Source organism: Tropicimonas sp. IMCC34011 (genome assembly GCF_003390865.1).
Lineage (GTDB): Bacteria > Pseudomonadota > Alphaproteobacteria > Rhodobacterales > Rhodobacteraceae > Tropicimonas_B.
Genome location: NZ_QMEJ01000001.1, coordinates 1,118,305 through 1,144,477 on the forward strand (window position 1 = coordinate 1,118,305; position 26,173 = coordinate 1,144,477).

At 68.3% G+C, this 26,173-nt stretch carries 24 protein-coding genes and 1 riboswitch; of the genes, 9 read left to right on the forward strand and 15 right to left on the reverse strand.

The window, feature by feature from the left end:
• Nucleotides 1–89 precede the first annotated feature (89 nt).
• The 11 genes from nrdE to DQG15_RS05405 form a co-directional block, all read right to left on the reverse strand.
• Nucleotides 90–2,249: a class 1b ribonucleoside-diphosphate reductase subunit alpha gene (nrdE, locus tag DQG15_RS05355; RefSeq protein WP_116083329.1), complete on the reverse strand. Its 2,160-nt coding sequence runs from the start codon at nucleotides 2,247–2,249 to the stop codon at nucleotides 90–92.
• A complete protein-coding gene (nrdI, locus tag DQG15_RS05360; protein WP_116083330.1) occupies nucleotides 2,219–2,623 on the reverse strand; it encodes a class Ib ribonucleoside-diphosphate reductase assembly flavoprotein NrdI in 405 nt (134 codons plus the stop codon). The genes nrdE and nrdI overlap by 31 nt, the downstream gene beginning before the upstream one ends.
• Nucleotides 2,624–2,629: 6 nt before the next feature.
• A complete protein-coding gene (gene nrdH, locus DQG15_RS05365) occupies nucleotides 2,630–2,851 on the reverse strand; it encodes a glutaredoxin-like protein NrdH (protein ID WP_116083332.1) in 222 nt (73 codons plus the stop codon).
• A 114-nt stretch (nucleotides 2,852–2,965) separates the two neighbouring features.
• Nucleotides 2,966–3,159: riboswitch (cobalamin riboswitch) on the reverse strand.
• A 57-nt stretch (nucleotides 3,160–3,216) separates the two neighbouring features.
• Complete coding sequence (locus DQG15_RS05370; protein WP_232830709.1) at nucleotides 3,217–4,020, reverse strand: aspartate dehydrogenase; 804 nt, start codon at nucleotides 4,018–4,020, stop codon at nucleotides 3,217–3,219.
• A gap of 195 nt (nucleotides 4,021–4,215) precedes the next feature.
• On the reverse strand, nucleotides 4,216–5,517 hold the full coding sequence (locus tag DQG15_RS05375; protein WP_116083334.1) for an HlyD family type I secretion periplasmic adaptor subunit: 1,302 nt from the start codon (nucleotides 5,515–5,517) through the stop codon (nucleotides 4,216–4,218).
• A complete protein-coding gene (locus DQG15_RS05380) occupies nucleotides 5,517–7,256 on the reverse strand; it encodes a type I secretion system permease/ATPase (RefSeq protein WP_116083336.1) in 1,740 nt (579 codons plus the stop codon). Before DQG15_RS05380 ends, DQG15_RS05375 begins: the two co-directional genes overlap by 1 nt.
• A 79-nt stretch (nucleotides 7,257–7,335) precedes the next feature.
• The gene (locus DQG15_RS05385; RefSeq protein ID WP_116083337.1) at nucleotides 7,336–8,079 is read right to left on the reverse strand and encodes a ChbG/HpnK family deacetylase; all 744 of its coding nucleotides are present in this window, start codon (nucleotides 8,077–8,079) and stop codon (nucleotides 7,336–7,338) included.
• Nucleotides 8,080–8,084: 5 nt separating this feature from the next.
• Nucleotides 8,085–8,714, reverse strand: a complete 630-nt coding sequence (locus DQG15_RS05390; protein ID WP_116083339.1) for a 2-dehydro-3-deoxy-6-phosphogalactonate aldolase — start codon at nucleotides 8,712–8,714, stop codon at nucleotides 8,085–8,087.
• A gap of 13 nt (nucleotides 8,715–8,727) precedes the next feature.
• Complete coding sequence (locus DQG15_RS05395; RefSeq protein ID WP_116083340.1) at nucleotides 8,728–9,591, reverse strand: DMT family transporter; 864 nt, start codon at nucleotides 9,589–9,591, stop codon at nucleotides 8,728–8,730.
• Nucleotides 9,588–9,944, reverse strand: coding sequence for a VOC family protein (locus DQG15_RS05400; protein ID WP_157968903.1), 357 nt, complete (start codon nucleotides 9,942–9,944; stop codon nucleotides 9,588–9,590). Before DQG15_RS05400 ends, DQG15_RS05395 begins: the two co-directional genes overlap by 4 nt.
• Nucleotides 9,941–10,840: a 2-dehydro-3-deoxygalactonokinase gene (locus DQG15_RS05405; RefSeq protein ID WP_116083343.1), complete on the reverse strand. Its 900-nt coding sequence runs from the start codon at nucleotides 10,838–10,840 to the stop codon at nucleotides 9,941–9,943. Before DQG15_RS05405 ends, DQG15_RS05400 begins: the two co-directional genes overlap by 4 nt.
• A gap of 110 nt (nucleotides 10,841–10,950) precedes the next feature.
• On the opposite strand from DQG15_RS05405, the gene DQG15_RS05410 reads away from it, so the two are divergent.
• The 8 genes from DQG15_RS05410 to DQG15_RS05445 all read left to right on the forward strand — a co-directional run bounded on the left by DQG15_RS05410 (nucleotide 10,951) and on the right by DQG15_RS05445 (nucleotide 19,759).
• Nucleotides 10,951–11,853 carry a dihydrodipicolinate synthase family protein gene (locus DQG15_RS05410; RefSeq protein ID WP_116083345.1) on the forward strand — a complete coding sequence of 301 codons (903 nt, stop codon included), beginning with the start codon at nucleotides 10,951–10,953 and terminating at the stop codon, nucleotides 11,851–11,853.
• Complete coding sequence (locus tag DQG15_RS05415; RefSeq protein ID WP_116083346.1) at nucleotides 11,846–13,021, forward strand: mandelate racemase/muconate lactonizing enzyme family protein; 1,176 nt, start codon at nucleotides 11,846–11,848, stop codon at nucleotides 13,019–13,021. The genes DQG15_RS05410 and DQG15_RS05415 overlap by 8 nt, the downstream gene beginning before the upstream one ends.
• A 32-nt stretch (nucleotides 13,022–13,053) precedes the next feature.
• Nucleotides 13,054–14,319 (forward strand): sugar ABC transporter substrate-binding protein, encoded by a 1,266-nt coding sequence (locus tag DQG15_RS05420; RefSeq protein ID WP_116083347.1) that lies wholly within the window; start codon nucleotides 13,054–13,056, stop codon nucleotides 14,317–14,319.
• Between the two features lie 142 nt (nucleotides 14,320–14,461).
• Complete coding sequence (locus DQG15_RS05425; protein ID WP_116083349.1) at nucleotides 14,462–15,355, forward strand: carbohydrate ABC transporter permease; 894 nt, start codon at nucleotides 14,462–14,464, stop codon at nucleotides 15,353–15,355.
• Nucleotides 15,356–15,367: 12 nt separating this feature from the next.
• Nucleotides 15,368–16,201: a carbohydrate ABC transporter permease gene (locus tag DQG15_RS05430; protein ID WP_116083351.1), complete on the forward strand. Its 834-nt coding sequence runs from the start codon at nucleotides 15,368–15,370 to the stop codon at nucleotides 16,199–16,201.
• Nucleotides 16,202–16,218: 17 nt separating this feature from the next.
• Nucleotides 16,219–17,349, forward strand: coding sequence for an ABC transporter ATP-binding protein (locus DQG15_RS05435; protein ID WP_116083352.1), 1,131 nt, complete (start codon nucleotides 16,219–16,221; stop codon nucleotides 17,347–17,349).
• Between the two features lie 11 nt (nucleotides 17,350–17,360).
• Entirely contained in the window at nucleotides 17,361–19,031 is a 1,671-nt protein-coding gene (locus DQG15_RS05440; protein WP_116083354.1) for an SMP-30/gluconolactonase/LRE family protein, read from the forward strand.
• Nucleotides 19,028–19,759 carry an SDR family NAD(P)-dependent oxidoreductase gene (locus DQG15_RS05445; RefSeq protein WP_116083356.1) on the forward strand — a complete coding sequence of 244 codons (732 nt, stop codon included), beginning with the start codon at nucleotides 19,028–19,030 and terminating at the stop codon, nucleotides 19,757–19,759. The genes DQG15_RS05440 and DQG15_RS05445 overlap by 4 nt, the downstream gene beginning before the upstream one ends.
• A 46-nt stretch (nucleotides 19,760–19,805) precedes the next feature.
• On the opposite strand, the gene betA is transcribed toward DQG15_RS05445, so the two are convergent.
• The 4 genes from betA to betI all read right to left on the reverse strand — a co-directional run bounded on the left by betA (nucleotide 19,806) and on the right by betI (nucleotide 25,106).
• Nucleotides 19,806–21,473, reverse strand: a complete 1,668-nt coding sequence (betA, locus tag DQG15_RS05450; RefSeq protein WP_116083357.1) for a choline dehydrogenase — start codon at nucleotides 21,471–21,473, stop codon at nucleotides 19,806–19,808.
• 81 nt (nucleotides 21,474–21,554) lie between these two features.
• A complete protein-coding gene (gene betB, locus DQG15_RS05455) occupies nucleotides 21,555–23,012 on the reverse strand; it encodes a betaine-aldehyde dehydrogenase (RefSeq protein ID WP_116083764.1) in 1,458 nt (485 codons plus the stop codon).
• 16 nt (nucleotides 23,013–23,028) lie between these two features.
• Nucleotides 23,029–24,537, reverse strand: coding sequence for a choline-sulfatase (betC, locus tag DQG15_RS05460; RefSeq protein ID WP_116083359.1), 1,509 nt, complete (start codon nucleotides 24,535–24,537; stop codon nucleotides 23,029–23,031).
• Complete coding sequence (gene betI, locus DQG15_RS05465) at nucleotides 24,534–25,106, reverse strand: transcriptional regulator BetI (RefSeq protein ID WP_198665068.1); 573 nt, start codon at nucleotides 25,104–25,106, stop codon at nucleotides 24,534–24,536. Before betI ends, betC begins: the two co-directional genes overlap by 4 nt.
• A 100-nt stretch (nucleotides 25,107–25,206) precedes the next feature.
• On the opposite strand from betI, the gene choX reads away from it, so the two are divergent.
• Nucleotides 25,207–26,130, forward strand: a complete 924-nt coding sequence (gene choX, locus DQG15_RS05470) for a choline ABC transporter substrate-binding protein (protein ID WP_116083362.1) — start codon at nucleotides 25,207–25,209, stop codon at nucleotides 26,128–26,130.
• Nucleotides 26,131–26,173 lie beyond the last annotated feature (43 nt).

The window sequence follows — 26,173 nt, forward strand, 5'->3', positions numbered from 1 at the left end:
CGGCATACTCTCAAGATCGAAGTGACGGTCGAGGGCGGGACGGTGGCCCCTCCGGGCGAAGCCGGAAGGACCTGGTCGCCTGGAGGATATCAGAGAGTGCAGGAGACGCAGCCCTGAACTTCGGTGCCTTCGAGGGCCATCTGGCGCAGGCGGACGTAGTAGATCGTCTTGATCCCCTTGCGCCACGCGTAGATCTGCGCGCGGTTGATGTCCCGTGTCGTCGCTGTGTCCCGGAAGAACAGCGTCAGGCTCAGCCCCTGGTCGACATGCTCGGTGGCGGCGGCATAGGTGTCGATGATCGCCTCGGGCCCGATCTCGTACGCATCCCGGTAATATTCGAGATTCTCGTTCGTCATGAACGGCGCCGGGTAATAGACGCGTCCGATCTTGCCTTCCTTGCGGATCTCGATCTTCGACGCGATCGGGTGGATCGAGGAGGTCGCGTTGTTGATGTAGCTGATCGATCCGGTGGGCGGCACGGCCTGCAGATTGCGATTGTAGAGCCCTTCGGCGATCACGGCATCGCGCAGCTGCGCCCAGTCCCGGCGCGTCGGCAGCGGAATGCCGGCCTTTTCGAACAGCGCTTTCGCGACCTCCGTCTTCGGCATCCAGTCCTCTTCGACATACTTGTCGAAGAAGGAGCCGTCCGCGTAGGTCGAATTCTCGAAACCGGCAAAGGACTTGCCCCGTTCGGAGGCCAGCGCGTTTGACGCCGTCAGCGCGTGGAACAGCACCGTCGCGAAATAGACGGACGTGAAGTCCAGCGCCTCGGGGCTGCCGTAATGGATGCACTCGCGGGCGAGGTAGCCGTGCAGGTTCATCTGCCCCAGCCCGATCGCATGGCTCTCGTCGTTGCCGCGGCGCACCGAGGGCACGCTGTCGATGGCGGACATGTCGCTGACCGCGGTCAGCGCCCGGACCGCGACATCGATGGACGCTGCAAGATCGCCGCCGTCCATCGCCTTGGCGATGTTCATCGAGCCGAGGTTGCAGGAAATGTCCGTCCCGAGGTGCTTGTAGCTCAGGTCGTCCTCGAACTCGGACGCCTCGTTCACCTGCAGGATCTCGGAGCAGAGGTTGGACATGTTGATCCGGCCCTGCACCGGGTTAGCGCGGTTCACCGTATCCTCGAACATGATGTAGGGATAGCCGCTCTCGAACTGGATCTCCGCAAGGATCTCGAAGAAGCGCCGGGCGCGGACCTTGGACTTCCGGATGCGCGGATCGTCCACCATTTCGCGGTATTTTTCGGTCACCGATATTTCGGAGAACGGCTTGCCGTAGACCTTCGCGACATCATGGGGAGAGAAGAGATACATCTCCTCGTCGCGCTTGGCGAGTTCGAAGGTCACGTCTGGAATGACGACGCCGAGGGAGAGCGTCTTGATCCGGATCTTCTCGTCCGCATTCTCGCGCTTGGTGTCGAGGAAGCGCAGGATGTCGGGGTGGTGGGCATTGAGATAGACCGCCCCTGCCCCCTGCCGCGCGCCGAGCTGGTTGGCATAGGAGAAGCTGTCCTCGAGCAGTTTCATCACCGGGATGACACCGGAGGACTGGTTCTCGATGCCCTTGATGGGCGCACCGTGCTCGCGGATGTTGGTCAGCAGGAGAGCCACGCCGCCGCCGCGCTTGGACAGCTGCAGAGCCGAATTGATCGACCGGCCGATGGACTCCATGTTGTCCTCGATGCGCAGAAGGAAGCACGAGATCAGCTCCCCGCGCTGCGCCTTGCCGGCATTGAGGAAGGTCGGCGTCGCCGGCTGGAACCGGCCCGCGACGATCTCATCCATCAGGCGCATTGCCAGGGTCTCGTCCCCGCGCGCGAGCGCCAGCGCGACCATGCAGACGCGATCCTCGTAGCGCTCGAGGTAGCGCTTCCCGTCATTCGTCTTGAGCGTGTAGGACGTGTAGTACTTGAACGCGCCGAGGAAGGTCGGGAAGCGGAACTTCTTGGCGAAGGCCGCATCCCAGATCTTGTGCACGAACGCCCTGTCATAGGCGTCGAGCACGCTCGCGTCGTAGTAGCCCTTCTCGACGAGGTAGCCGAGCTTCTCTTCCAGCGAGTGGAAGAACACCGTGTTCTGGTTCACGTGCTCGAGAAAGTAGGCGCGCGCCGCCTGACGGTCCGCCTCGAACCGGATGCGCCCCTTGTCGTCGTAGAGGTTCAGCATCGCGTTGAGCGCGTGGTAATCCATCCCCTGGATCTCGGGGCTGGCGCTCACGCCGCGGTCGAGGGTTTCTGCGTCCATAATCTTTCAAGTCCCTGTCTCACCCGCGCGATGTCCCCGTCCGTGCCGGCCAGTTCGAACCGGTAGAGGCAGGGCACCCCGCATTTCGCCGCGATGATGTCGCCCGCGAGGGCGAAGGTCTCACCGAAATTGCGGTTGCCGCCCGCGATGACCCCGAGAAGGTGACCGCGAGTTTCGGCGTCGTTCAGAAACCGGATTACCGGCTTCGGGACGGCTCCGCGACCTGCGCCATCGGCATAGGTCGGCGTCACCAGCACGTAAGGCGCTGTCATGCGCGGCGGTGCACCTGGCCCGATCTGCTCCGCCGGTACTCCGAGCCGTTCGACGAAGCGCGCGGTGTTGCCGGAGGCGGAGGAGTAGAACGCCAGGCGCAAGACGCGTCAGCCCAGGCGGCCGATCATGTCCGGGCGGAAGCCGGACCAATGCTCTTCGCCGGCCACCACGACGGGAGCCTGACGATATCCCAGTTCGGTAACACGGGCGAGCGCGCTGTCGTCGAGGGTCAGATCGACGACCTCATAGGTGATGCCCTTGGCATCGAGGCTGCGGGTCGTTGCGGTACACTGAACGCAGGCGGGTTTGGAATAGACGGTGATGGTCATGCGGCTCGGTCCCTTCGATCTTCCGTGTCTCGTGGCGAGGATCGAAGGCACGAAAGGAGCCGATTCGACCCTGGGGCCGATACCGTCCGAACGACGCCTCCGGGCCCACCGCCCGTATCGTGTTTCTGCTCTGGCAGGTCTCCTGACTCGACGGCTCGAACGCTTTCCCCCACCTTCCCGGCACGTCGCGCCAGTGGATCGCCGGGGGTCGGCTTGCCGCTTACAGTTGCGGGGGCAGCGCCGGATTTCCACCGGTCTTCCCTCTTCACCGGCAACGAGTCGCCGGCACCAAAGCATGGATATCTTGGGATAGGCGGAGGGGCTGCGTCAATATGTAGATTTACCGACCCGCGCCTTTCGCTTCGTCAGGTTCCGATCACCATCGGCGCGGCGAGGCGTTTAAGAAGGGCGATGACGCTCAGCGGCGTGATCCGGCCCGTGCGCGGATTCTCGTCCGAGGGAATTCCCTCGATGGTCATCGTCATGGTCGCGCTGTCCGACACGAGCCGGATCGTATGAGTGTTGCGCTCTACCGTCGGATCCGCCCAGACCTCAAGCATCGTGCGCGCCGTGCCGATCCCCGCAAGACCGAGTGCGACCGCGACGTTGAGATTCGCCGGAAAGCCCTCGATCGCATCTTTGGCCGGCCCCGCGTAGCACAGGACCGGCTCCGTGACAGCGTCCAGATCCAGCCCCATGGCCTCGATCGCCGGTGCGCCCCTGAGGCCCGCGGGCGGCTTCCGCGTCGAGATCGTCACGCTCTCGACATTGCCCTCTGCCGCTGCCTTCACCGCATCGAGCCCGGCCAGCGCGCCGGACGGGACCAGGATCCGCCCGCCCGTTCGCGCCGCGACCTCCTCGAGATGCGGATTGGCCAGAAGCGCGCCGGCGCTCACGACGACGACGATCCGGCCAGCCTCCAGCGCCGGGCGGGCGATCGTGTCCAACAGGCGACCCGGGCAGCATTCAACGACCACATCGGCCCCGTCGTGCAGCTCGTCGAGCGGCTTGACCGGGTAGAACTTGCGGAAGCCATCCGACATGCGCGCCTCGGCCCGCGCCCGGTCGGACGCGGACACGGCCACCAGCTCAAGCCCGTCGATCCCCCGGTCGAGCGCCTCGGCGACGGCCCGGCCGACAGCGCCGAACCCGCCGACGGCGACCTTCAATGTCCTTCGCTCCATGGTGCCTTACCTCTTCCAGACTCCTCTCCTTATGATCACGGCCGCAACCGGGGGACAAACCCGTTCCGCCGCGCCGCGGGCAGGATGGCGCTCGTGGACCGCACATTCCTCACGGCCGGGCCGCCGGCTCCCCCGCGCGACCGGCCCGGTCGAGACAGGGGACACGCTAGACAGATTTACTTAACTCTCCCTGAACGCCTTCGCGAAATAATCGGCGAGCGGCTTTGTCAGGAAGGCGATCGGCGTGCGATCGGCCGTGCGGATGAACGTCTCGACCGGCATTCCCGGCAACATCGCTACACCCTCCGGCAGGCGGCCGAGCTCGCCGTCGAGGAGCACGATCTCGGCGCGGTAATAGTGTGCGCCCGTCACCTCGTCCGTGAGCGCATCCGCGGAGAGCTTGGCAACCCGGCCGAAGAGTTCCGGCGTGGCGCGCTGATCGAGGGCGGAGAAGCGCAGGGAGACCTCCTGGCCGACATGGACGTCGTCCACGTGAAACGGCTCGACCTGCGCGGCGATCACCAGCGGGCGGTCCTGCGGAACGATATGGAGCACCGGCTCCGCGGCCCGGATCACCGCGCGCCGGGCGAAGACCTGCATGTCGTGGACGATGCCGGAGGCCGGTGCGCGGATCTCCAGCCGGTCGAGCTGGCGCCTCAGCGCCCGGCGCGCCTCGGACAGCTCCGTCATGTCATACTGCAGATCCCTCAGCTCCGTAATGGCCTCCTCCCTCCGCTTGCGCTGGATCGCGATCAGGCGAAGCTCGATTTCGGTGATGCGCCCCCGCGCGCCGGCGATGCCGGCCGTGAGCTCGCCGGCTCGGCCGGTCAGGACCGCCAGCTCGCGCTCCTGCCCGGAGACTTGGGACGCACGGACCAGCCCCTTGCCCAGCAGGCTGCGGTGGTTGGCCAGATCCGCCGACAGCAGCTCTATCTGCCGGTCCACGGCACGGCGCTGAGCCTCGATGCCGACGATCTGATCGGCGATCTGCTCGCGCTGCTTCGACAACTGCTCCATCTCCGACAGCAGGCTGTCGCGCCTGGCACCGAAGAGCCGCTCCTCCCCGTCCATCAGCTCGCGCACCCGGTGCGCGGGTTCGGCACGGAGAGCTGGGTCGAACTCGATCCGCGCGTCGCCGTCCCGCTCCGCCGCAAGGCGGCTCCGGCGGGCAAGAACCTCGTAGAGGCGTGCCTCGGTGACCGAAAGCTCCGAACGAATGGCATCTGCATCGAGCCGGATCAGCAGATCGCCCGCCGCGACGCGGTCCCCCTCCTCCACAAGGATACGGTCGACCACGCCGCCATCGGGATGCTGCACGACCTGCCGGGCCTGCTCCACCTCGAGCCGCCCGGCCGCGATCACGGCGCCTGCGATCCGTGCGGTGAGACCCCAGGCGCCGCCGCCCGCGAGAAGCAGCAGCACGGCGACGAGCCCCGCAAGCATCGGCCCGCGCGGGGACCATGCCTCCCGCCCCGGGTCCATCACGCCACCCCCGCCACGGCAGGCGCCCGGCGGATCGCGTCGGCGTTCTGCACCAGGTCCCTCAGCACCTGCGCCTTCGGACCGAAGGCGCGACAGGTACCGCCGTCGAGGGCGAGAAGCATGTCGCATTCGGCTATGGCGGACGGCCGGTGCGCCATGACGAAGATCACCCTCGCCTCGGCTTTCATCGTCCGGATCGCGGCGCTCAGGGCGTTGGACCCATCGTTGTCGAGGCCGGAATCCGGCTCGTCGAGGACGATCAACACCGGATCGCCGTAGAGGGCACGGGCGAGGCCGATCCTCTGGGCCTGTCCCCCCGACAGGCGTCCGTTGCCCGGGCCGACGCGGGTGTCGTACCCGTCCGGCAGGGAGACGATCATGTCGTGCGCCGCGGCCTGCTTCGCCGCGCGGACGACCGCGGCGTCGTCGGGGTCCATTGCCATGCGCGCGATATTGTCCCGGATCGTTCCCTCGAAGAGAGAGACCCGCTGCGGCAGGTAGCCGACATGTTGCCCCAGCGCGTCCGGCTCGTACTGCTCGAGCGCGGCGCCATCGAGCCGGAGCGCTCCGGCCGCCGGCGGCCAGTAGCCGGTCAGGGCCTTCGCAAGGCTCGATTTGCCCGATCCGGAGGGCCCGATCACGCCGACCGCGTGACCGGGCTCGACCGTGAAGGAAAGCTGGCGCAGGACGGCACGCGCCTCCCCGGGAGGAACGACGGTGATGCCCTGAGCCTCGACATGGCCGCAAGGCGCCGGAAGGGCCGTGCGCGGCTTTGCCGGTGGCACCGCGGTGAGGAGGACGGCGAGGTTCCGCCAGCCCTCCTGAGCCCGGCGGACGAGCGGCCAGCCATTGATCCCCTGCTCCAGCGGCGCCAGCGCGCGGCCGAGCAGGATCGAACCGGCGATCATCGCGCCCGGCGTCATGGCGCCCCTGAGAACGAGGAACGCGCCGAGACCCAGCATTGCCGATTGCAGGAAGAGCCTGAGCGCCTTGGTGATCGCGCCGAACGTTCCCGTCAGGTCCGCTGCGCCGATGGACGCGCCGAGCGAGGCATGCCGCGCCACGTTCCAGCGGGAGAAGACCGCGTCCCGCATGCCCAGCGACTGGACCAGTTCGGCGTCTTCCCGGATCCGGGCGCCAAACGCTTCCGCGGACCGGCTCGCCGTTCCGGCCGCCTCGAGCGAGGGGCGTGACAGGATCTGGTTGGCGAAGGCGACGACGATCAGCGCCCCGGCTCCGGCGAGCGCGGCCAGTCCGAGGACCGGATGGAAGACGAAGATCCCGAGGAAGAAGAGCGGCGTCCACGGCAGGTCGAACAGGGCCATAAGCACGGGCGCGTTGTAGAGCCGCTGCACGGCATCGAGATCCCTCAGCCCGGTCGCGGCCTCCCGCGGCGGCGGCGACAGGGCCGAGGCCCGCATCATCGCCTCGAAGACGCGGCGGTCGAGATGGCTCTGGAACCGTGCGCCAGCGCGGCCCATGACGCGCCCGCGGGCATAGTCGAGCACGCCCATCAGCACGTAGAGAAAGACCACGAGCACCGTCAGCGACAGCAGGGTCTCTACCGAGTGCGACCCGAGCACACGGTCGTAGACGTTCAGCATGTAGAGCGGACCGGCAAGCATCAGCAGGTTCACGAAGAAGCTGAAGAGGCCGACGGCGAGAAAGAGCGGGCGCCCCTCCCGCCGCGCGGCGCGCAGTTCCCGAACTCCGCAGGGTCTGTGCCGATTGCCTGCCATCCCGTCACCCTTGATACCCCGCACGGTTCAAGCAGAAATTCGCTAAGGCCCGATTAAAGCCGGCAGGATGGGGCGCGGATCAGGTGGCGAGGGCGGTGTAGTCGCAGAGGACGATCCCCCGCGCCGTCAGGGTCTCGACCAGCTCGGGATCCGTGAGAATGGCCAGTTCGACCTCCCGGCGCCCTCGCCAGGCGGACATCTCCTCGAGGCGCGCATCGACGTGGCCCGGATGCGTGACGAGTTCGAGGATGCCGCCGGACCCGTCATACGGCCCCAGCTCGGACAGGAGTTCCGCGCGGCCGAGGCGCCGGCCGGTCCATCCCGCGAGAACATGGCGCGTCGCGGCGACGCCGCTGGCCCGGGCCTCCGCTGCGAATGCAGCGTCATGGCCGCGCACGGGCAAACCGAACTCCCGGGCAAGGGCGAAGTACACGTGGCGAAAGGCGGCGAGGCGGTGGACGCCCTGATGCGTGTCGAGATGGGAGGGCGCGAGGCCCGCCGCCCGCGCCGCCTCGATCTGGGCGCGCCACTCCGTGAAGGCGAGCTCCGGGTCGAGCCGGAGGGCACCCGCGTGATCCGGCAGGCGCTCTCCGACGACGTCGCGCAAGGCGGCACTCACCGGGGCGCCGGTGGTCAGTTGCAGATGCACGCCGCAGGGGATGTTCATGGCCCCGACCCGCGCCGCGGCGCTCGCGACGTCCGGGAAGGCCGCTGCGACCATGAAGGTCGTCTGCGTCACCGTCCCCGCCCGGGCGGCCTCGGCAATTCCCTGATCGACCGCCTCGGACAATCCGGCATCATCCGCCGTCACGATGATGCGCATGGTCCCTACCCTTCGCGAACCCGCTCCAGCGCAGCCCGGATCGCCGCCGCGCGCTCGCCGATCTCCGCCGCGCTGCGTCCCGGCTTGTAGAGCGAGGAGCCGAGGCCGAAACCGGAGGCGCCGGCCTGCCACCAGTCGGCGAGGTTGGTCTCGTCGATACCGCCCACGGGCAGGATCGGCAGGTCCGCCGGCATCACGGCGCGCCACGCCTTCAGCACGCCCGGATGCGACGCCTCGGCAGGGAAGATCTTCAGCCCGTCCGCGCCCGCGTCGATGGCGGCGAAGGCTTCGGTCGGCGTCGAAATGCCCGGCAGGGAGACCGCGCCCCGCTCCTTCGTCCGCCGCACGACGCTCTCCTTGTAGTCCGGCGAAACGATGATCTGTCCGCCTGCGTCCACCACCGCGTCGACATCCTCCGCCCGCAGCACCGTTCCGGCCCCGACCATCAGCCGATCCCCGGCGGCCTCTAGCATCGCGGCGATGCTCCTCAGGGGATCAGGCGAGTTCAGCGGGACTTCGGCGATGGTGAAGCCGGCATCGACGAGGGCGAGAGCGATATCCCCGGCCTCGTGCGTTTCGATGCCGCGCAGGATGGCGACGAGCGGGGTGGTGGACAGGGCGTCGGCGAAAATCATGGTCGTCCTCTGGTCAGGGTCTGGCAGGGCGGAGCAGGATCAGCCCCGCAATCACGATGAGGGCGATGCCGGCCGCTGTGGCGGCATCGGGAACATGTCCCCAGATCGCGGCGTCGAAGACGAGCGACCACAGGATGCTGGTATAGCGCAGCGGTGCGATCCGGGCGACCGTCGCGCGGCGAAATGCGGCAATGATCAGCGTGTTCGCCCCGAGAAAGGTGAGTGCGGCGCAAAAGAGGCGCACAAGATCGGGCGTGGCGGGCATGTGCGCGCGGTCCGGCAGTCCGGCGGTGACGAGCCCGGCCGCGCCGATCAGGACCGAGGAGAGGATCACGGATTTGAGCATGTCCGCCTCCGGCCTCAGACGACGGGTCACGAGATCCCGGCAGGCATAGGCGAGCGTGGAGACCAGCGCGAGCGTCAGGCCGAGCGGCGAGGCGCCGAAACCGGGATCGAGGATCACCACGACGCCCGCGAAACCGACGGCGATGGCGACGAGCGCGCGCGCGGGCAGCGGCTCCCGCAGGATAAGGGCCGCGAGCGCGACGCTCACGAGCGGCATCGTCGCGTGGATTGTCGCCAGAAGGGCGAGCGGCAGCTCGAAGATCGCGAGCGCGAAGGTGAGCCCCGCCAGCGCATCGAACACGGCCCGCGCGGCGCCGGCCCGATCGAGCCCGCCGCTCCTCCCCCGCGCCATCCGCACGCCGATCACGAGACCAAGCAGACCGACGGCGATGGCGGAGCGGATGGCGATGGCATGTCCCGGGGCGAGGTCCGCGATCCCCTTCAGCATCACACTCGAGGCGACGCCGCAGAAGAGCGCGGTGAGCGCCAGAGGCGCACCGCCCCGCTCTGCTCCGGGAGCGCCCATGCTCATCGGGACACGATCTCGATCCAGTTGCCGTCCGGATCCTTGAAGAACAGGAAGAGCGCCCCGGACGCGCCCCTCCGCGGCGGGCCGTCCGTCTCGATCCCCATTTCGCCCAACGCCTCGGCCGCCCGCTGCGCATCCGCGACGCGCAGGGCCACGTGGCGCGGGACGGGAGCGTCCTGCGCCTCCGCCTCTGCCGCGATCAGCTCCATCATCGCGCCCCCCAGCTGCATCTGCAGGAGACCGTCCTTGGCGAAGCCGCGCGTGAAGCCGAGGCGGGCATAGAAGGCCGCCGACGCCTCGGGATCGCGGCAGGGAATCGCGACGTGGTCGATCTCGGCCTCCGGGAACCCGCTCACGCGGGCACACGCTCCGGCCAGAGCGTCGCAGCGGCACGGATCTGGCCTGCGCGTGTCGCGTCCTTGGCATCGACGAAGCGCACCTCAGCGCCCACGTGATCGAGCGCGGCGCCGTAGCGCTCGGCAAGGATACCGGTCGCCATCAGCACCACCTCATCCGCCTCCGGGCGCCGCGCCAGCTCCGCTCCGATCAGGACACCGGAGAGGAAGGCGGAGATGGAGGTCGCGGGAAGCGTGCCCCTCAGCGCGTCGGCCCGCGCGGCGAAGGCGGCATGGGCGAGCGGGGTGGCCATCCCGTGAGCGAGACCGTCCCGGAACGCGGCCGGATCGTCCGCATCGCCCTCGGCGAGCGCACCGACGAGGCTTTGGTTGCGCAGGAGGGCAAAGATCTCGCCCGTCATGTGGGTTTCGAACCCGGCAAGGCGCCCGCCCTCGAGGCGCGCCCATTTCGAATGGGTGCCGGGGATGCAGATCACCGCGTCCTCCACGCCCAGAAGTCCGGCCGCGCCGAAGATCTGCACCTCCTCGCCGCGCATCACGTCCGCATGGCCGAGCGCATCGTCGCAGGTCGCACCGGGCAGGATCGCGGCGGGATGGCCGGCCACCTCGAAGCGGAGTGCATCGGCGGTGACGGCCGCGAGGTCCGCGGGGCACAGGCAATAGGGTGCTTCCTTCCAGCCCGCGCGGGACCCGACCATGCCGGACATCAGGATAGGAAGACCGGGATCGCGCGCCAGCCAGTCGCCGCAGGCGGTCATCAGCGCCGCCTCGAACCGCCCGCCCTCGACAGCCTTGAGACCGGTATCGCTCTCGACGCTGTCCAGGACGTCGCCATCCGCCCCCATCGACCACGCCCGGAAGCGCGTGCTGCCCCAATCGACTGCAATGAAATCCATATGTCACTCCCTCCCGGTCCGATACCGGCCTTCCGAAACTCATTGACATCCTATTGCCGGCTTGGCTAGGTTTCAATTATGGAAATCAAGTCTCAAATAGAGGGAATGGGATGAGTGTTCGACTGGAAGGCGTTCTGCCGATTGTTCCCACCCCGTTCAGTGCGGACGGCACCGTGGACCTCGGCGGCCTGCGCCGTCTCACCGAGCACGCAATCTCCGCCGGCGCCGCGGCGCTCGTCTATCCGGGCGTCGCGTCCGAGGACGTGCAGCTGAGCGCAGAGGAGCGGCGGACATCCCTGGAGATCGTGGTGGAGACCGCCGCCGGTCGCCTCCCCGTCCTTGCCGGCGTCAATGCCGCCGAGCCCGAGACCATGGTCGAGCTGGCCCGGAGCGTGACCAAGAGCGGCGTGGACGGCGCGATGGCCATGGCAATCCCGGCGATGGGCGACGACAGCGAGGCGTGGTTCCACCGCATCGCCGAGGCGCTCGACGGCGGCATCATCGTGCTTCAGAACCTCTTCGCCCCCCGCGGCGCGGATCTCTCCGCCGAGGAGATGCTGTCACTGGCGCGCGCCGTTCCCTCGATCCGCTACGTGAAGGAGGAAGGCGTGCCGTCCGGCCCCAAGGTCAGCCAGCTCGTGGCCGGCTGCGGCGCGGACCTCGACGGCGTGATCGGCGGCGGCGGGGCGCGCTACCTCTACGAGGAACTGGTGCGCGGCGCCATGGCGACGATGCCGGCTCTCGAACTTCTCGAACTCCACGTGGCGCTGATGAATGCGTGGCAGGCGGGCGACCGGGACCGGGCCCTCGATCTCTACGAACGCACCCTGCCGCTCCTGCTCGTCCAGGCGCCCTACCGCATGCGCCTCACCAAGCTGATCCTGCGGGAGAAGGGGCTCTGCGCCACGGCCGACGTGCGGGAGGCCCTGCCGGAGCCGGACGAGACCCTCGAGCGGCTGATCCTGCAATTCCACGCGCGCGCCATGTCCGCGCTGGAGACGGTGCATGCGTGAGCGGATCACCTCCGTCGAGGTCTTCCTCTTCGAGCGCCCCCGGGACACGGCCTATCTCGGTGCGCCCGGCGCGGATGAGGTGGCGATCGGCGAGCGCTACGTCGTGCGCGGCTTCAACGGCACGGTCTATCCGCTGATCGACCGCTCCATCGTGGTGCGCCTGCGCGATGCCTCGGGTGCGGAAGGCTGGGGGGAAACCTACGGTCTCATCGCGCCGCGTGCGGTGATGGAGATCATTCGCGACCTCTTCGCGCCATACCTCCAAGCTCTGCCGCCCATGAATCCGGGCGAGACATGGGACGCACTCTACGCGCTCCAGCGGAACCGCGGCTACTGGGGCGGCTACCTTGCCGATGCCCTCGCCGCGCTCGACATCGCGCTTTGGGATCTGCATGCGAGAGCCGGCGGGCAGAGCCTCCAGGCAGCGCTCGGGCGGCCGGGGCCGGGAGAGTTGCACGGCTATGTGTCCGGCCTGCCCGCCCCGAACCGCGCGGGCCGCATCGAGATGGCGGAGCGCTTTGCGGCGGACGGCTTCGATTCCGTCAAGATCCCGATCAGCCACACCGAGAACGGGGACGTGCCGGGTGAGGTCGAGGCCCTGCGCGCTGCCCTCGGCCCGGATCACAGGATCGCCGTGGACATGCACTGGGCTTACGCGGCGGATGAGGCGATCGCCCTCGGCGCCGCTCTCGCTCCCCACGACCCCTGGTTCCTCGAGGCGCCGGTCGCCCCCGAGGACGTCGAGGCGCAGGCCCGCGTCGCGGCGGGCCTCTCCTGCCCGCTCGCCCTCGGGGAGGAATGGCGGACGGACTGGGATTACCGCCCCCGTGCCGCACGGAACGCCTGCGCCATCGTGCAACCGGAAATGGGCCATACGGGCATCACCCAGTTCGCGCGCATCGCGAAGCTGGCGACGGAACGCGGGGCGGACATCATCCCGCACGCGACCATCGGGCTCGGCCTCTTCATGGCCGCGTCGCTGCGCGCCGGCCTCGCGGCGGGCGCGGCTTGCCACGAATTCCAGCACTCGATCTACGGCCGCAACGCCGCGCTGCTGGAGGGCGCGGCGGTCTGCGAGAGCGGCCGTTTCAGAATCGACGACACCCCCGGGATCGGCGTCATGCCGGCCCCGGATGCCTTCGCGTTCCTCACCCGGATCGACGATTGACCGTAGAGAACAGATGTAAGGAGGAGACCTACATGAGACATCTGAACAGGACTGCCGCCATCGCGGCCCTCGCCGCCACGACCGCCCTGACCGCATCTGCCGCCTCGGCGGAGACCCTGACCTTCGTCAGCTGGATGAAGGGCGAGCCGGGCTACGGCGACTGGTGGAACGAGGTGATCGAGAAGTTCGAGGCCGAGCACGAGGGCGTCGAGGTCGAGATGACCAAGGTCGCGCGCTCCGAATACGCCGACACCATGTTCACCATGTTTGCCGGCGGCACCCCGCCCGACATCGTCCATCTCGCCGCGTTCGAGTACCAGAGCTTCGCCAACGAAGGCTGGATGGAGACCCTCGACCCCTACATCGAGGAGAGCGGCCTCGATCTCGAGGGCTGGGCCGGACAGGATACCTGTGTCTGGGAGGGCGAGACCAAGTGCCTCATGCTGCTCTACACGGCCTATATCCTCGCCTATAACGAGCGGCTGCTGACCGAGGCCGGCATCGAGGAGGTTCCGCAGGGCTGGGAGGAGCTGCTCGCCGCCGCCAAGGCCACCACGCAAGACACCGACGGCGACGGGCAGACCGATGTCTACGGCATCGGCGTTTCCAGCGCCGGCGGCTCCAACATGATGCACGACATGCTGCATTTCGTGCTCGATGCCGGCGGCAACTGGACCGAGGACGGCGAGCCCGCCTTCGACAGCCCCGGCGTGATCGAGGGTCTGCGCCGCTTCAAGCAGATCTACTCCGAAGGCCTGACGCCGAAAGACGCCGAGGCGGGCGACATGCGCCAGCTTCTGGTCGAGGGCCGCATCGCCATGCGTCTCGACGGGCCGTGGATCTACAACATCATCAAGGAGGCGGGCGACGAGACCCGCGGCGACCTGAAGCTCGCGGAATCGCCGCTCGATCCGCCGGTCGGCGGGACCTCGAACGTGATCGGGATGCCGTCCGACATCTCGGATGAGCGCAAGGCCCTCGTCTGGGACTTCATCGAGATCGCCGCCTCGGAGGAGATGCAGCAGCGCTTCGCCACCCTCGGATCCTCCCCCGCGCCGATGCCCGGGCTGGACTACACCGCCGAGATCGAGGCCGACCCCTATTTCGAGCTCTTCGATACCGCGAACGCGAAGGCCGCCGCGGCCGGGGTCGACCGTCTGCCCGCCGGGCTCGAACTTGAGTTCAACGAGGTGGTGAAGCTGGTCTTCCGCGAAACCCAGCGGATGCTGATCGAGGACCTCGATCCCGAAGTGGCCGCCGGCAACATCCAGGCCGCCGTGGAGCGCATCGCCGACTGATCCCGGTCACGCACTAGGATCACACCCAAACAGACGCCGAGCCGCGCGGGCGCATCACCCTGCCCCGCGCGGCCGCATCAACCGAACGCCCCCCTAAGGCGCCGCCATGCCCGGCCGGCCCCACCGGGGGAGGAGACCCAACGTGATCGATTTCAGTTCGCCGCGCCACCGCGCGAAATTCGGGTATCTGCTGCTCGCGCCGGCCGTCCTGATGATGGCGCTCATCATCATCTATCCGATCCTGCTTTCGGTGGACATCTCGCTCCAGGACGTGCGCATCGCCCGCGTCGGCGGGGACCGCGAGCCCTGGACGCTGGAGAACTACGACTGGCTCGTCCGCTCCGGCGAATTCTGGAACGCGGTCTGGGTCACGGCGAAGATGGTGCTGACGGTGGGCGGGATCTCCCTCGCGATCGGGCTCGCCACCGCGCTTCTCGTGAACCAGAAATTCCGCGGCCGCGCCCTGGCCCGCCTCTTCGTCGCCCTGCCCTGGGCGGTGCCCGAAGTGGTCGCCACTGTGATCTGGGCATGGATGCTCGACAGCTCCTTCGGCGTCGTCAACTGGGCGCTTCTGAAGGTCGGCCTGATCGGAGCGCCGATCCAGTTCGCCTCGAACGCCACCGCCGCCTTCTTCGCGGTCTGCTTCGTGATGATCTGGAAGGGCTATCCGCTCGTCTCGATCATGCTTCTCGCCGGCCTCCAGTCGATCCCCGAGGAACAGTACCAGGCGGCGCGGGTGGATGGCGCCAATGTCTGGCAGCGCTTCCTCTTCATCACGCTTCCGAGCCTCGCGCCGGTGATCGGCGTCACCGCGGTGATGACCACCCTGTGGGTCTTCCGTGACTTCGCCATCATCTACGTGCTGACGCAGGGCGGGCCGATCGGCTCCACCACGACGCTCTCGATCCTGACCTTCGAGCAGTCCTTCTCCTTCTTCCGCATGGGACAGGGCGCTGCCGTCGGCGTCGTCACCCTCGTCATCTGCGCCTTCATCAGCCGCGCGCTGGTCGGCCGCTTCGCCAACTCGGTTCACTAGGAGCCCGCCCCGATGCAGAAACGCTCTCCCCTCGGGACCTTCGGGATCTACGCCACGGTGATCTTCACCTGCGCGGCCCTGCTGTTCCCGATCTACTGGATGATCCTCACCGCGCTCAGCCCCCGGACGCGGCTGCGCGAATACCCGCCCCGCTTCTGGCCGGACGATCCGCAATGGGGCGTGTTCGCGGACCTTCTCGCGACGCAGCCTTTCGCGCTCTGGATGTGGAACACGATCCTCGTCGCCGTGGCCACGATGATCCTGTCGCTGACGGTGGGGGTGCTGGCGGCCTACGCGCTCTCCCGCCACCGTCTGCGCGGCGGTCAGGGCCTCGGCCTCTTCATCCTGACATCGAAGATGCTGCCGGCGACACTCCTCGTCATCCCGCTCTTCGCGATCTTCAAGTCCCTCGGCCTCGTCGGCTCGCTCTGGTCGGTGGTGATCGCGCAGGCGACCCTCATCGTCCCCTTCGCGACCTGGATGCTGAAGGGCTATTTCGACACGATCCCGCCGGAGCTCGAACACGCCGCCCTGGTGGACGGCTGCTCCCCCCTCGGAGCGCTCGTGCGGGTGGTGCTGCCGGTCGCCGCGCCCGGCCTCGCGGCCACGGCGCTCTATGCCTTCGTCATCAGCTGGTCGGACTTCCTCTATGCCCGGACCTTCCTGACCACGTCCGAATCCAAGTGGACGCTCAATGTCGGCATCGCCACGCTCAAGGGCGAGTTCGTGACCGACTGGAACACGATCATGGCCGCGTCCCTGATGGCCGCGGTGCCGATCATCGGCGTCTACCTCTTCCTCGAACGCTATCTCGTGGGCGGTCTCTCGTCCGGCTCAGACAAGTAAACGAAAGGGCCAGACCAATGGCGACCATCGATTTCGACAACGTCCAGAAAAGCTATGGCGAGGTCCATGCGATCCGGGACTTCACCCTCCACGTCGAGGACGGCGACTTCTGCGTCTTCGTCGGCCCCTCGGGCTGCGGCAAGTCCACCGCGCTGAAGATGCTCGCCGGGCTCGAGGCGACGAGCGCGGGCAGCATCTCCATCGGCGGGCGCGACGTGACCGAGCTCGGCCCCGGCAAGCGGGACATCGCGATGGTGTTCCAGAACTACGCGCTCTACCCGCACATGTCCGTGCGCTCCAACATCGGCTTCGGCCTGAAGATGCGCGGTCAGGACAAGGCGGACATCAACCGCAGGGTGGAGGCCGCCGCCGAGACGCTGGAGCTGACCTCCTACCTCGACCGGCGCCCGCGTGCGCTGTCGGGCGGCCAGCGCCAGCGCGTCGCCCTCGGCCGGGCCATCGTCCGCGAGCCGAGCGCCTTCCTGATGGACGAGCCGCTCTCCAACCTCGACGCCAAGCTCCGGGTGCAGACGCGCTCCGAGATCGTGAACCTGCAGAAGCGCCTCGGCGTGACCACGATCTACGTCACCCACGACCAGGTGGAGGCGCTGACGATGGCGAGCAAGATCGTCGTCATGCGCGGCGGCGTGATCCAGCAGATCGGCTCGCCCGACACGCTCTTCGCGGAGCCGGCCAACATCTTCGTCGCGGGGTTCATCGGCTCGCCGGGGATGAACTTCTTCCGCGGCCCCGTCGAGATCGAAAACGGACGGGCGCAGACCCGCTTCGGCGAACAGGTCGTGCCGCTGTCCGTCTCGCCGGACCGGCTGCCGCGGGGCGAGGCGATCTTCGGCATCCGCCCCGAGCACCTGAAGATCGGCGGCGAGACCGGCGGCACCCCCGTCTCTCTCGGCCTCGTCGAAAGCCTCGGAACGGAGAAGATCCTGCACTTCCCGACCCCCGAGGGGCAGGCGATCCACTCGCTCCAAAAGGTCATCGGCTCGGACGATGCCGCGCGGGACAGCACCACGATGCTCGCCCGCGTCATCGACGACAGGCGCTACTCGGACGGGGAGCACGTTCGGGTCGCTTTGCCGGAGGGGAAGGTTCATGTATTCGATCCCGAAACCCAGAAAGCCCTGAGCTGAGGACCGCGCCGGTGCCGGATTTCGACAACATCGCCAAGCGATATCCCGGCGCCGGAACGCTGGTGAAGGGCATCCAGCTCCTCGAACTGATCGGGGAGGCCCAGGCGCCCTGCACCTCCGCGCACCTCCTGCGCGAAACCGGCCTGCCCAAGGCGACGCTCTACCGGCTCCTCGGCGCGCTGGTGGAGTTCGGCTATCTCAAGCACGACAACGCGGCAAAGACCTACTCCCTCGGCAAGCGGTTCATCGAGCTGGGGCGGTCCTCCCTCTCCTCCTTCGACCTGCGATCGGCGGCGGAGCATGAACTGTCCCGCCTCTCCGCGGAGCTCGGCCAGACGGTTTCGCTGACCGTCCTCGAGGGGGACGAGATCATCTACGTCGACGTCCGCCGCCCGCAGAACCCGCTCGCCGTCGGCGTCGATGTGGGCCGCTCGGTGCCGGCCGCCGAGTCCGCTTCCGGGCGGGCGATGATGGCGGCGATGGCCCCGCACGAGATGAGCCGCTTCATCACCAGCTACGACCGAGACACCCAGCACAGCATCCTGTCGGAAATCGCGATCAGCCGGGCGCGGGGCTATTCCATCGCTGAATCGGGGTCCGTCCCCGGCCTCATCGTCGTTGCGGTGGAGGTCCACGGGCCGCCGGGAATGGGCCGCGGCGCCATCGCGGTGACCGCTCACGAAAGCGCGCTCGGCCTCGAACAGCGCCATATCGTCGGGCGGGACCTGATGGAATCCGCCCGCCGCGTGATGGGCAACATAGGAACCGCCAGCGTGAGCATCTCCCCCAACCCGCGCCGCCACAGCCACATCGCCGAGACGCTGGAATGCGTGGACGCCGCCGGCGCCATCGTCGGCGAAGGGCCGGTCTGGGACGCGCGGGAAAACCTCCTGCGCTGGGTCGACATCGCGGCGCCTGCCACGCGCATCTTCGATCCCGCGGGCGCGAGGAGCGCGATGCACCCCTCCCCCCGCCTGGTCTCGGCCGTCCTTCCCGCCTCGGACGGAACGATGATGGCCGTCACGCAGAACGGCCTCGAACGGCTCGGCCCCTCCGGCGATCTGGATCCCATCCACGATCCCGAGGCGCATCTGCCCTCCAACCGCTTCAACGACGCCAAGTGCGACAGTTCGGGCCGGGTCTGGGCCGGGACGATGAGCCTCGACGCCTCGATGCCGTCGGGCTCGCTCTACCGCTTCGACACGCCCACCTCCTCCCGCGCGGTGGACGGGGGCTTCCAGGTTTCCAACGGTCTCGGCTGGTCGGCCGACGACCGGACCTTCTACTTCACCGATTCAGGCCTCGGCACTGTCTTCGCCTACGATTACGACGCCGCCGAAGGGGCGATCACCGGCCGCCGCGTCTTTCTCACGGTGGACCCGCGGGACGGCAAGCCCGACGGTCTGTCCGTGGATGCCGAGGGCAATGTCTGGATCGCCTTCTGGGATGGCTGGCGCGTGGCGGGCTACACGCCCGGCGGCCGCCTGATCCGGGAAATCGACATGCCCGTCCCGCGCCCGACGAGTTGCTGCTTCGGCGGGCCGGACCTCACCACCCTCTACATCACCTCCGCGTCGATCCGCCTGCCTGCGCAGGTGCTCTCCGAAGCGCCGCTGTCGGGCGGTCTCTTCGCGATCGAGATGGACATACCCGGCCTGCCGACCCGCGAGGTGGCGGTGTGAGCGCGCATCAGGGCGCGCATGTCCTCGTCACCGGTGCCGCGGCGGGGATCGGCAAGGCGACGGCGCTTGCCTTCGCCCGCGCCGGCGCCGAGGTCTCGGCGCTTGACCGAGACGCCATCGCCATCGCCCCCGAAGACGCCGGGCCGGGGCACGTCCACCCCGTCCGGCTCGACCTGCGGGATCTGGACGCACTCGAAGACGTCGTCGCGGATCTTGTCCGGCAGCGCGGCCCGGTACGGGTCCTGGTGAACAATGCAGGCGTCGACCGGCGTATGGCCCTGGGCGAGCTGACGCCCGGCGCGTGGCGGGAAATGATGGCGCTCAACCTCGACCACCACGCCGCCCTCGCCCGCCTCGTGGCGCCGGGCATGGAGGCGGCCGGCGGCGGCGCCATCGTGAATCTCTCCTCCACCGCGTGGATGAAGCTCGCGGGCAACCTCGCCGCCTACCATGCCGCGAAGGCGGGCATCGTCGGACTGACCCGCGGCCTCGCGCGGGACCTGGGCCCGAAGGGGATCCGGGTGAACGCCATCGCGCCCGGTCGGGTGGTCACGGAGCGCGTGGAGGCCGGGCTCACCGATGACTGGATCGCCGAGACCCACGCGCTTCAATGCATCCCGGACCTGATCCGCGCGGACGACATCGCGGAGGCCGCCCTCTGGCTCGCCTCACCGGGCGCCCGCATGGTGACGGGACAGACGCTCGTCGTGGACGGCGGCGTGGTCTGACCAGCCGCTAACCGGTTGCGCGGGGGGCCGAAGCCCCCCCTTTGCATCACCGGACCGGGTCGCTCTCGCGCTGCCGGGTCTGCCAGTCGCGCGCTTCCCACCATCCGCCCTCTTCGGGCGGCAGGGGGGCCCGGCCAAGGACGGCATCGGCGATCTTCTCTCCCGCCATGATCGACGGGGCATTGAGGTTGCCGTTCGTGATGCGTGGGAAGATCGAGCTGTCCGCCACCCGCAGCCCCTCTAGGCCGATCACCCTGCCCTCCGGATCGACGACGGCGCCCGGGTCGTCCTTCCGCCCCATCTTCGCGGTACCGCAGGGGTGATAGGCGCTCTCCACCTCCTCGCGGATCACGTCGTCGAGTTCGTCATCCGTCTGCGCCGCGGCACCCGGCGTAATCTCCGCCCCGCGGAACGCGTCGAAGGCTGGCTGGGCGACGATCTCGCGCGTCAGGCGAATGCAGCGACGGAAATCCTCCCAGTCCTTCTCCTCGGCCATGTAGTTGAACAGGATCGAGGGCGCCTCGGCCGGATCCGCGGAGGTCAGCCGGACATTGCCGCGGCTCGGCGAGCGCATCGGGCCGACATGGCACTGGAAGCCGTGTCCCTCGGCCGCGGTTTTGCCGTCGTAGCGCACGGCAAGGGGCAGGAAGTGGTACTGGATGTCGGGATAGCGAACCCCGGCCCTCGAGCGCACGAAGCCCGCGCTCTCGAACTGGTTCGAGGCACCGGGACCCTTCCGGCCCAGGACCCAGCGTGCGCCGACATAGGCCTTCCCGAGGAGCGACCAGTATTTGAAGAGGCTGACCGGCTGCGTCGCGGCGTACTGGATGTACATCTCGAGGTGGTCCTGAAGGTTCGAGCCGACGCCGGGACGATCGGCGACCACCTCGATCCCGAGCTCCGCGAGATGCGCGGCAGGGCCGATCCCGGAGAGCATGAGGAGCTTCGGAGTGTTGAAGGCGGAGGCAGAGAGGATCACCTCCCGCCCGGCCCGCACGATCTCCCCGGTCCCGAGCGCGACGCCCGTGGCGCGGCCCTCCTCGATGACGACCTTGGCAGCCTCGCCGCGCACCATCCTGACCCGGCCGGTCTTGAGCGCGGGCCTCAGATAGGCGGAGGCGGCGGACCAGCGGCGGCCTTTCCAGATTGTCGCATCGAACGGCCCGAAGCCCTCCTGGCGGATTCCGTTGTAGTCCTTCGTCTCGCCGTAGCCCGCCTCGCGGCCGGCCTCGACGAAGGCCTTCACCAGCGGGTTGTCCCGCTTGCCGCGCGTGACATGGAGCGGGCCGTCATGCCCCCTGCGCGCCGCATCGCCGCCATGGATGCCGGCATGCCAGTTTTCCATACGGCGGAAATACGGAGCGACATCGGACCACGACCAGCCGGAGGCGCCGCTTTCGGCCCAGTGCTCGTAATCGAGCGGGTGGCCGCGGACATAGATCATGCCGTTGATCGAGGAGGACCCGCCGATCACCCGGCCCCTCGGCGCGGCGAGGCGCCGGCCGCCGAGATGGGGCTCGGGCTCGGTGGTGTATCCCCAATCGTAGCGGCGCATGTTCATCGGGTAGGACAGTGCGCCCGGCATCTGGATAAACGGGCCGGCATCGGTGCCGCCCGATTCCACGATCGTGACGGAGCGGCCCGCTTCGGACAGCCGGTAGGCCATGGCGCAGCCCGCCGAGCCGGCGCCGACGATGACGTAATCGGTGCTCATCGGATCGCTCCGGCGCGAGGGGCGCGGCGGCGGGACGCTCCCGGCGCGGCCCTCCCCGGACCCGCAGGACGAAGATAGCGGTCAGAAGGGCGCATCGACGCCTCCCATGCCGACATAGACGGTCTTGAGGCGGCTGTAGAACTCGATGGCGGCATGGCCGTTCTCCCGGCCGACGCCGCTGGCCTTCACACCGCCGAACGGCAGCTCCACGGGGGTCAGGTTGTAGGTGTTGATCCAGCAGGTGCCGGCGTCCAGCCGGGCGGCCATCCGGTGAGCGCGGGAAATGTCGCGGGTGAAGACCCCGGCGGCGAGGCCGTAGGGCGTGGCATTGGCGCGGGCAAGCGCCTCCTCCTCCGTTTTGAAGGACAGGACGGACATGACCGGCCCGAAGATTTCCTCGCGGGCAAGGCTCATCTCGTCGGTGACGTCCGCGAAGACCGTGGGCGCGACGAAGTAGCCTTTCCCCTCGAGCCGGGTTCCGCCGCAGACGAGGCGGGCGCCCTCCGCCTTTCCGGCCTCGATATGGCCCATGACCTTCTCGAGCTGCGCCTCGCTGACGAGGGGACCGAGGGTGGTCTCCGGATCGAGGGGATCACCGGCCTTCGCCTCGGCAGTGCGGTCCGCGAGCCGGGCGAGAAAGTCCTCCAGCACGTCCTCCTGCACGAAGACGCGAGTGCCGTTGGAGCAGATCTGGCCCGAGGAATAGAAGTTGCCGAGGATGGCCCCTCCGACGGCCGCGTCGAGATCGGCATCCTCCATGACGATCATCGGGGACTTGCCGCCGAGTTCCATGGTCGCAGCCTTCAGCCCGCGCGCGGCCGCCTCGTAGACCCGGCGGCCGGTGGGGACCGAGCCGGTGAGGGAGACCTTCGCGACGCGCTCGTCCTCGATCAGGGCCGCGCCGACGGCGCCCCGTCCCTGCACCACCTGGAAGAGGCCTTCGGGCAGCCCCGCCTCGATGTAGATCTCGGCCAGTTTCAGGGCGGAGAGGGGCGTGGTTTCAGAGGGTTTGAAGACCATCGCGTTGCCGCAGGCGAGCGCGGGGGCGGATTTCCACGCGGCGATCTGGATCGGGTAGTTCCACGCGCCGATGCCCACGCAGACGCCGAACGGTTCCCTGCGGGTGTATCCGAAGTCTTCCCCGAGCTGGACATGCTCGCCCGCGATGCCGGCGGCGATCCCGCCGAACCATTCGAGAGCGTCTGCGGCGGACGCGGCATCCGCGACGCGCGTCTCCTGAATCGGTTTGCCGGTATCGAGGGTCTCGAGGCGGGAGAGATCCTCGTTGCGCTCGCGCAGGATATCGGCGGCACGGCGCAGGACGCGCCCGCGCTCGACGCCGGGGCGCGCGGCCCAGTCGCGCCAGGCGGCCTCGGCGCCGGAAAGCGCCGCCTCGATCACGGCCGGGGTCGCCTCGTTCAGAAGCGTGATGCGCTCCGCCGTGGCGGGATAGATCACGGGCAGCTCGGCGCCTTCGGCATCACCGACCAGGTTGCCGTTCACGAAGTGGCTGCCCTCGGGCTGGACGTCATAAGTCATGTCTTCGGCCTTCTCGTCATTCACCACGGGGGAAGCGGCGGCGCTCCTCGACCGTGTTGAGATCCATGTGGTTGCGCATGAAGCGCTCGGAGGACTTGGTTTCGGGCTCATGGTCCCACGGGGTGTACCGGCCTGCGCGGAGGGCGTCGTAGACCACCCACCGGCGGGCCTGGCTCTGGCGGACCTGGCTGTCGAAGAGGTCGAGGTCCCAGCGTGCCTCCGACAGCTCCCGCATCCGCTTCAGCGTATCGGCATGGGCAGGATCGCCCGCGAGGTTCGTCAACTCGTCCGGATCCTCATCCATGTCGTAGAGCTGGTCCGGATCGAGCTGGCAGCGGGTATACTTCCAGCGCCCGTCCCGGAGCGTCACGACAGGGGCATAGGAGCCTTCGGCGCAGTATTCGATCGCGACCGGCGCCGGACGCGGATCGCCGGACGCGACCGGCAGGGCCGAGTGACCGTCCGTCCAGGGTGACACCTCCCCCATGTCGATCCCGGCGAGATCGCAGAGGGTCGCACACAGATCGACTGTCGAGACGGGCTCTGCCACGTGACCGGCCTCGATGCCGGCGCCCGCGACCATGAACGGGACGCGTGAGGAGCCGTCGAAGGGCGACATCTTGAACCACAGGCCGCGCTCGCCGAGCATGTCCCCGTGGTCCGAGGTAAAGACCACGGCGCAGTCCTGCCGCGTGCGCTCGACGATATCCAGAAGCTCGCCGATCTTCTCGTCGAGATAGGAGATGTTGGCGAAGTACGCCCGACGGGAGCGGCGGACATGCTCGTTCTCGATCTCGAAGCGGTGCCAGTCATTGGCGTCGTAGATGCGCTTCGAATGGGCGTCATGCTCCTCGTACGGGATCGGCTGGACGCGCGGCTCCAGATGTCCACAATCCTCGTAGAGATCCCAGAAGCGGCGGCGGGCGACGTAGGGATCGTGCGGATGCGTGAAGGAGACGGTGACGCACCACGGCCGCCCCTCCTCTTCCCGCGCGAGATCGTAGAGCTTCTGGCCGGCGCGGAAGGCGACCTCGTCGTCGTAGTCCATCTGGTTGGAGATCTCGGCGACGCCGGCTCCCGTGACCGATCCCATGTTGTGATACCACCAGTCGATCCGCTCGCCGGGCTTTCGGTAATCCGGGGTCCAGCCGAAATCGGCGGGATAGATATCCGTCGTCAGGCGCTCCTCGAACCCGTGCAGCTGGTCGGGCCCGACGAAATGCATCTTGCCGACGAGCGCGGTGTGGTAGCCGGCGCGGCGCAGGTGGTGCGCATAGGTCGGGACCGAAGCGGGCAGCTCGGCGGCATTGTCGTAGACGCCGGTGCGGGACGGCAACTGCCCCGTCATCATGCTGGCGCGGGACGGCCCGCAGAGCGGCGAGGGACAATAGGCCGTCTCGAACCGCGCGGATCGCTCCGCCAGGCGCTTGAGGTTGGGCGTGTGAAGCCAGTCCGCCGGGCCGTCCGGGAAGAGCGTGCCGGTCAACTGATCGACCATGATGACCAGGATATTGGGGCGCGTCATTGGAGTCTTCCCTGTGCCAGGACGAGATCGAGATAGGAGTAAACGGTCGCTTCGGCCGCTTCCGCATCGGCTTCCTCGTCCCCGACCGCGTGCCTGAGGTAGACGCCGTCGATCAGGGCGCCGAGCGCGGCACCGGCGGCCACCGCGCGGTCGCCGACGAGGGGGCGCAGTTCGCAGATCAGGTTGGAGGCGAGGCGGCGATGGTAGATTCGCAAGAGCCTGGCGGTCTCGGGCGAATTGCGGGCCTGGATGTAGAAGACGAGCCAGGCGCCGATCACCTCGTTGCGAAAGTTCGGATCCTCGAAGGACGCGCGCAGGATGGCCGCGAGCCGCTCCCGCGGGCCGCTTGCCCGGGTCAGGGCCGCGCGCACGCCGCGTCCGTATTCGGACAGGATGTAGCGCATCGCGGCGAGGAAGATCCTGTCCTTGCCGCCGAAGTAATGGTGGGCAAGCGCGGCGGACATGCCGGCGGAGCGCGCGATCCGGCTCACGGGAACCTCGAGCGTGCCGGCCGAGCCGACCTCCCGTATTGTCGCTTTCAGGAGCGCTTCCTTTCGAATAGGCTCCATTCCGATCTTCGGCACATCGACCCCCGGCGGCAGAAAGGTGTTGCCGGAGCCATGTCGATTTTTTATTGATCGGTCAATCAAGAAAACAGGGAGACCCAACATGACGTTCAAGACCACCCTTTCCGCGCTGGCCCTCACAGCCGTTGCCGGGACCGCCTCGGCCCAGGCGCAGTGCGATTCGATCTCGTTCTCCGATGTCGGCTGGACCGACATCACCGTCACCACCTCCGCCGCGAAGCAGGTCTTCGAGGCGCTGGGGTACGACGTGGACGTGTCCGTCCTGTCCGTGCCGGTGACGTTCGCGTCGCTGTCGGGCGGCGACATCGACGTCTTCCTCGGCAACTGGATGCCGTCGCAGGAAAGCGCGATCACGCCCTATCTCGACGACGGCTCGATCGAGTCGGTCAACGACAACCTCACAGGCACGATCTACAACCTCGCCGTGCCGTCCTACACCTATGACAAGGGCCTCCAGTCCTACGAGGATCTCGCCGAGTTCTCCGACGAGATCGACGGCACGATCTACGGCATCGAGCCCGGCAACGAGGGCAATGCCTACCTCATCAGCCTGATCGAGGAGGGCGAGTACGGCATGGGCGATCTGAGCATCCGCGAGAGCTCGGAACAGGGCATGCTCAGCCAGGTTCGCCGCGCCGTCGACCGCGACGAGGACATCGTCTTCCTCGGCTGGGCCCCGCACCCGATGAACGCCAACTTCGAGCTGAAATATCTCGAGGGCGGCGAGGACTTCTTCGGCGGCGAAGGCACGGTCTACACCGTCACCCGCGCGGGCTTCACCACCGAGTGCCCCAATGCCGGCAAGCTCCTCGAACAGATGGACTTCACGCTCGACATGGAGAACGCCATCATGGGCCGGATCCTCGACGAGGGCTCCGATCCCGACGAGGCCGTCCAGGCATGGCTGCAGGAGAACCCCGCCGTCATCGAGCCCTGGCTCGAGGGGGTGACCACCGTTGACGGCGAGCCGGGCCTCGCCGCCGCTCAGACCGCTCTCGGTCTCTGAGACAGGGGGTGGCGGCTTCGCTCGATATGGCGGGGCCGCCGCC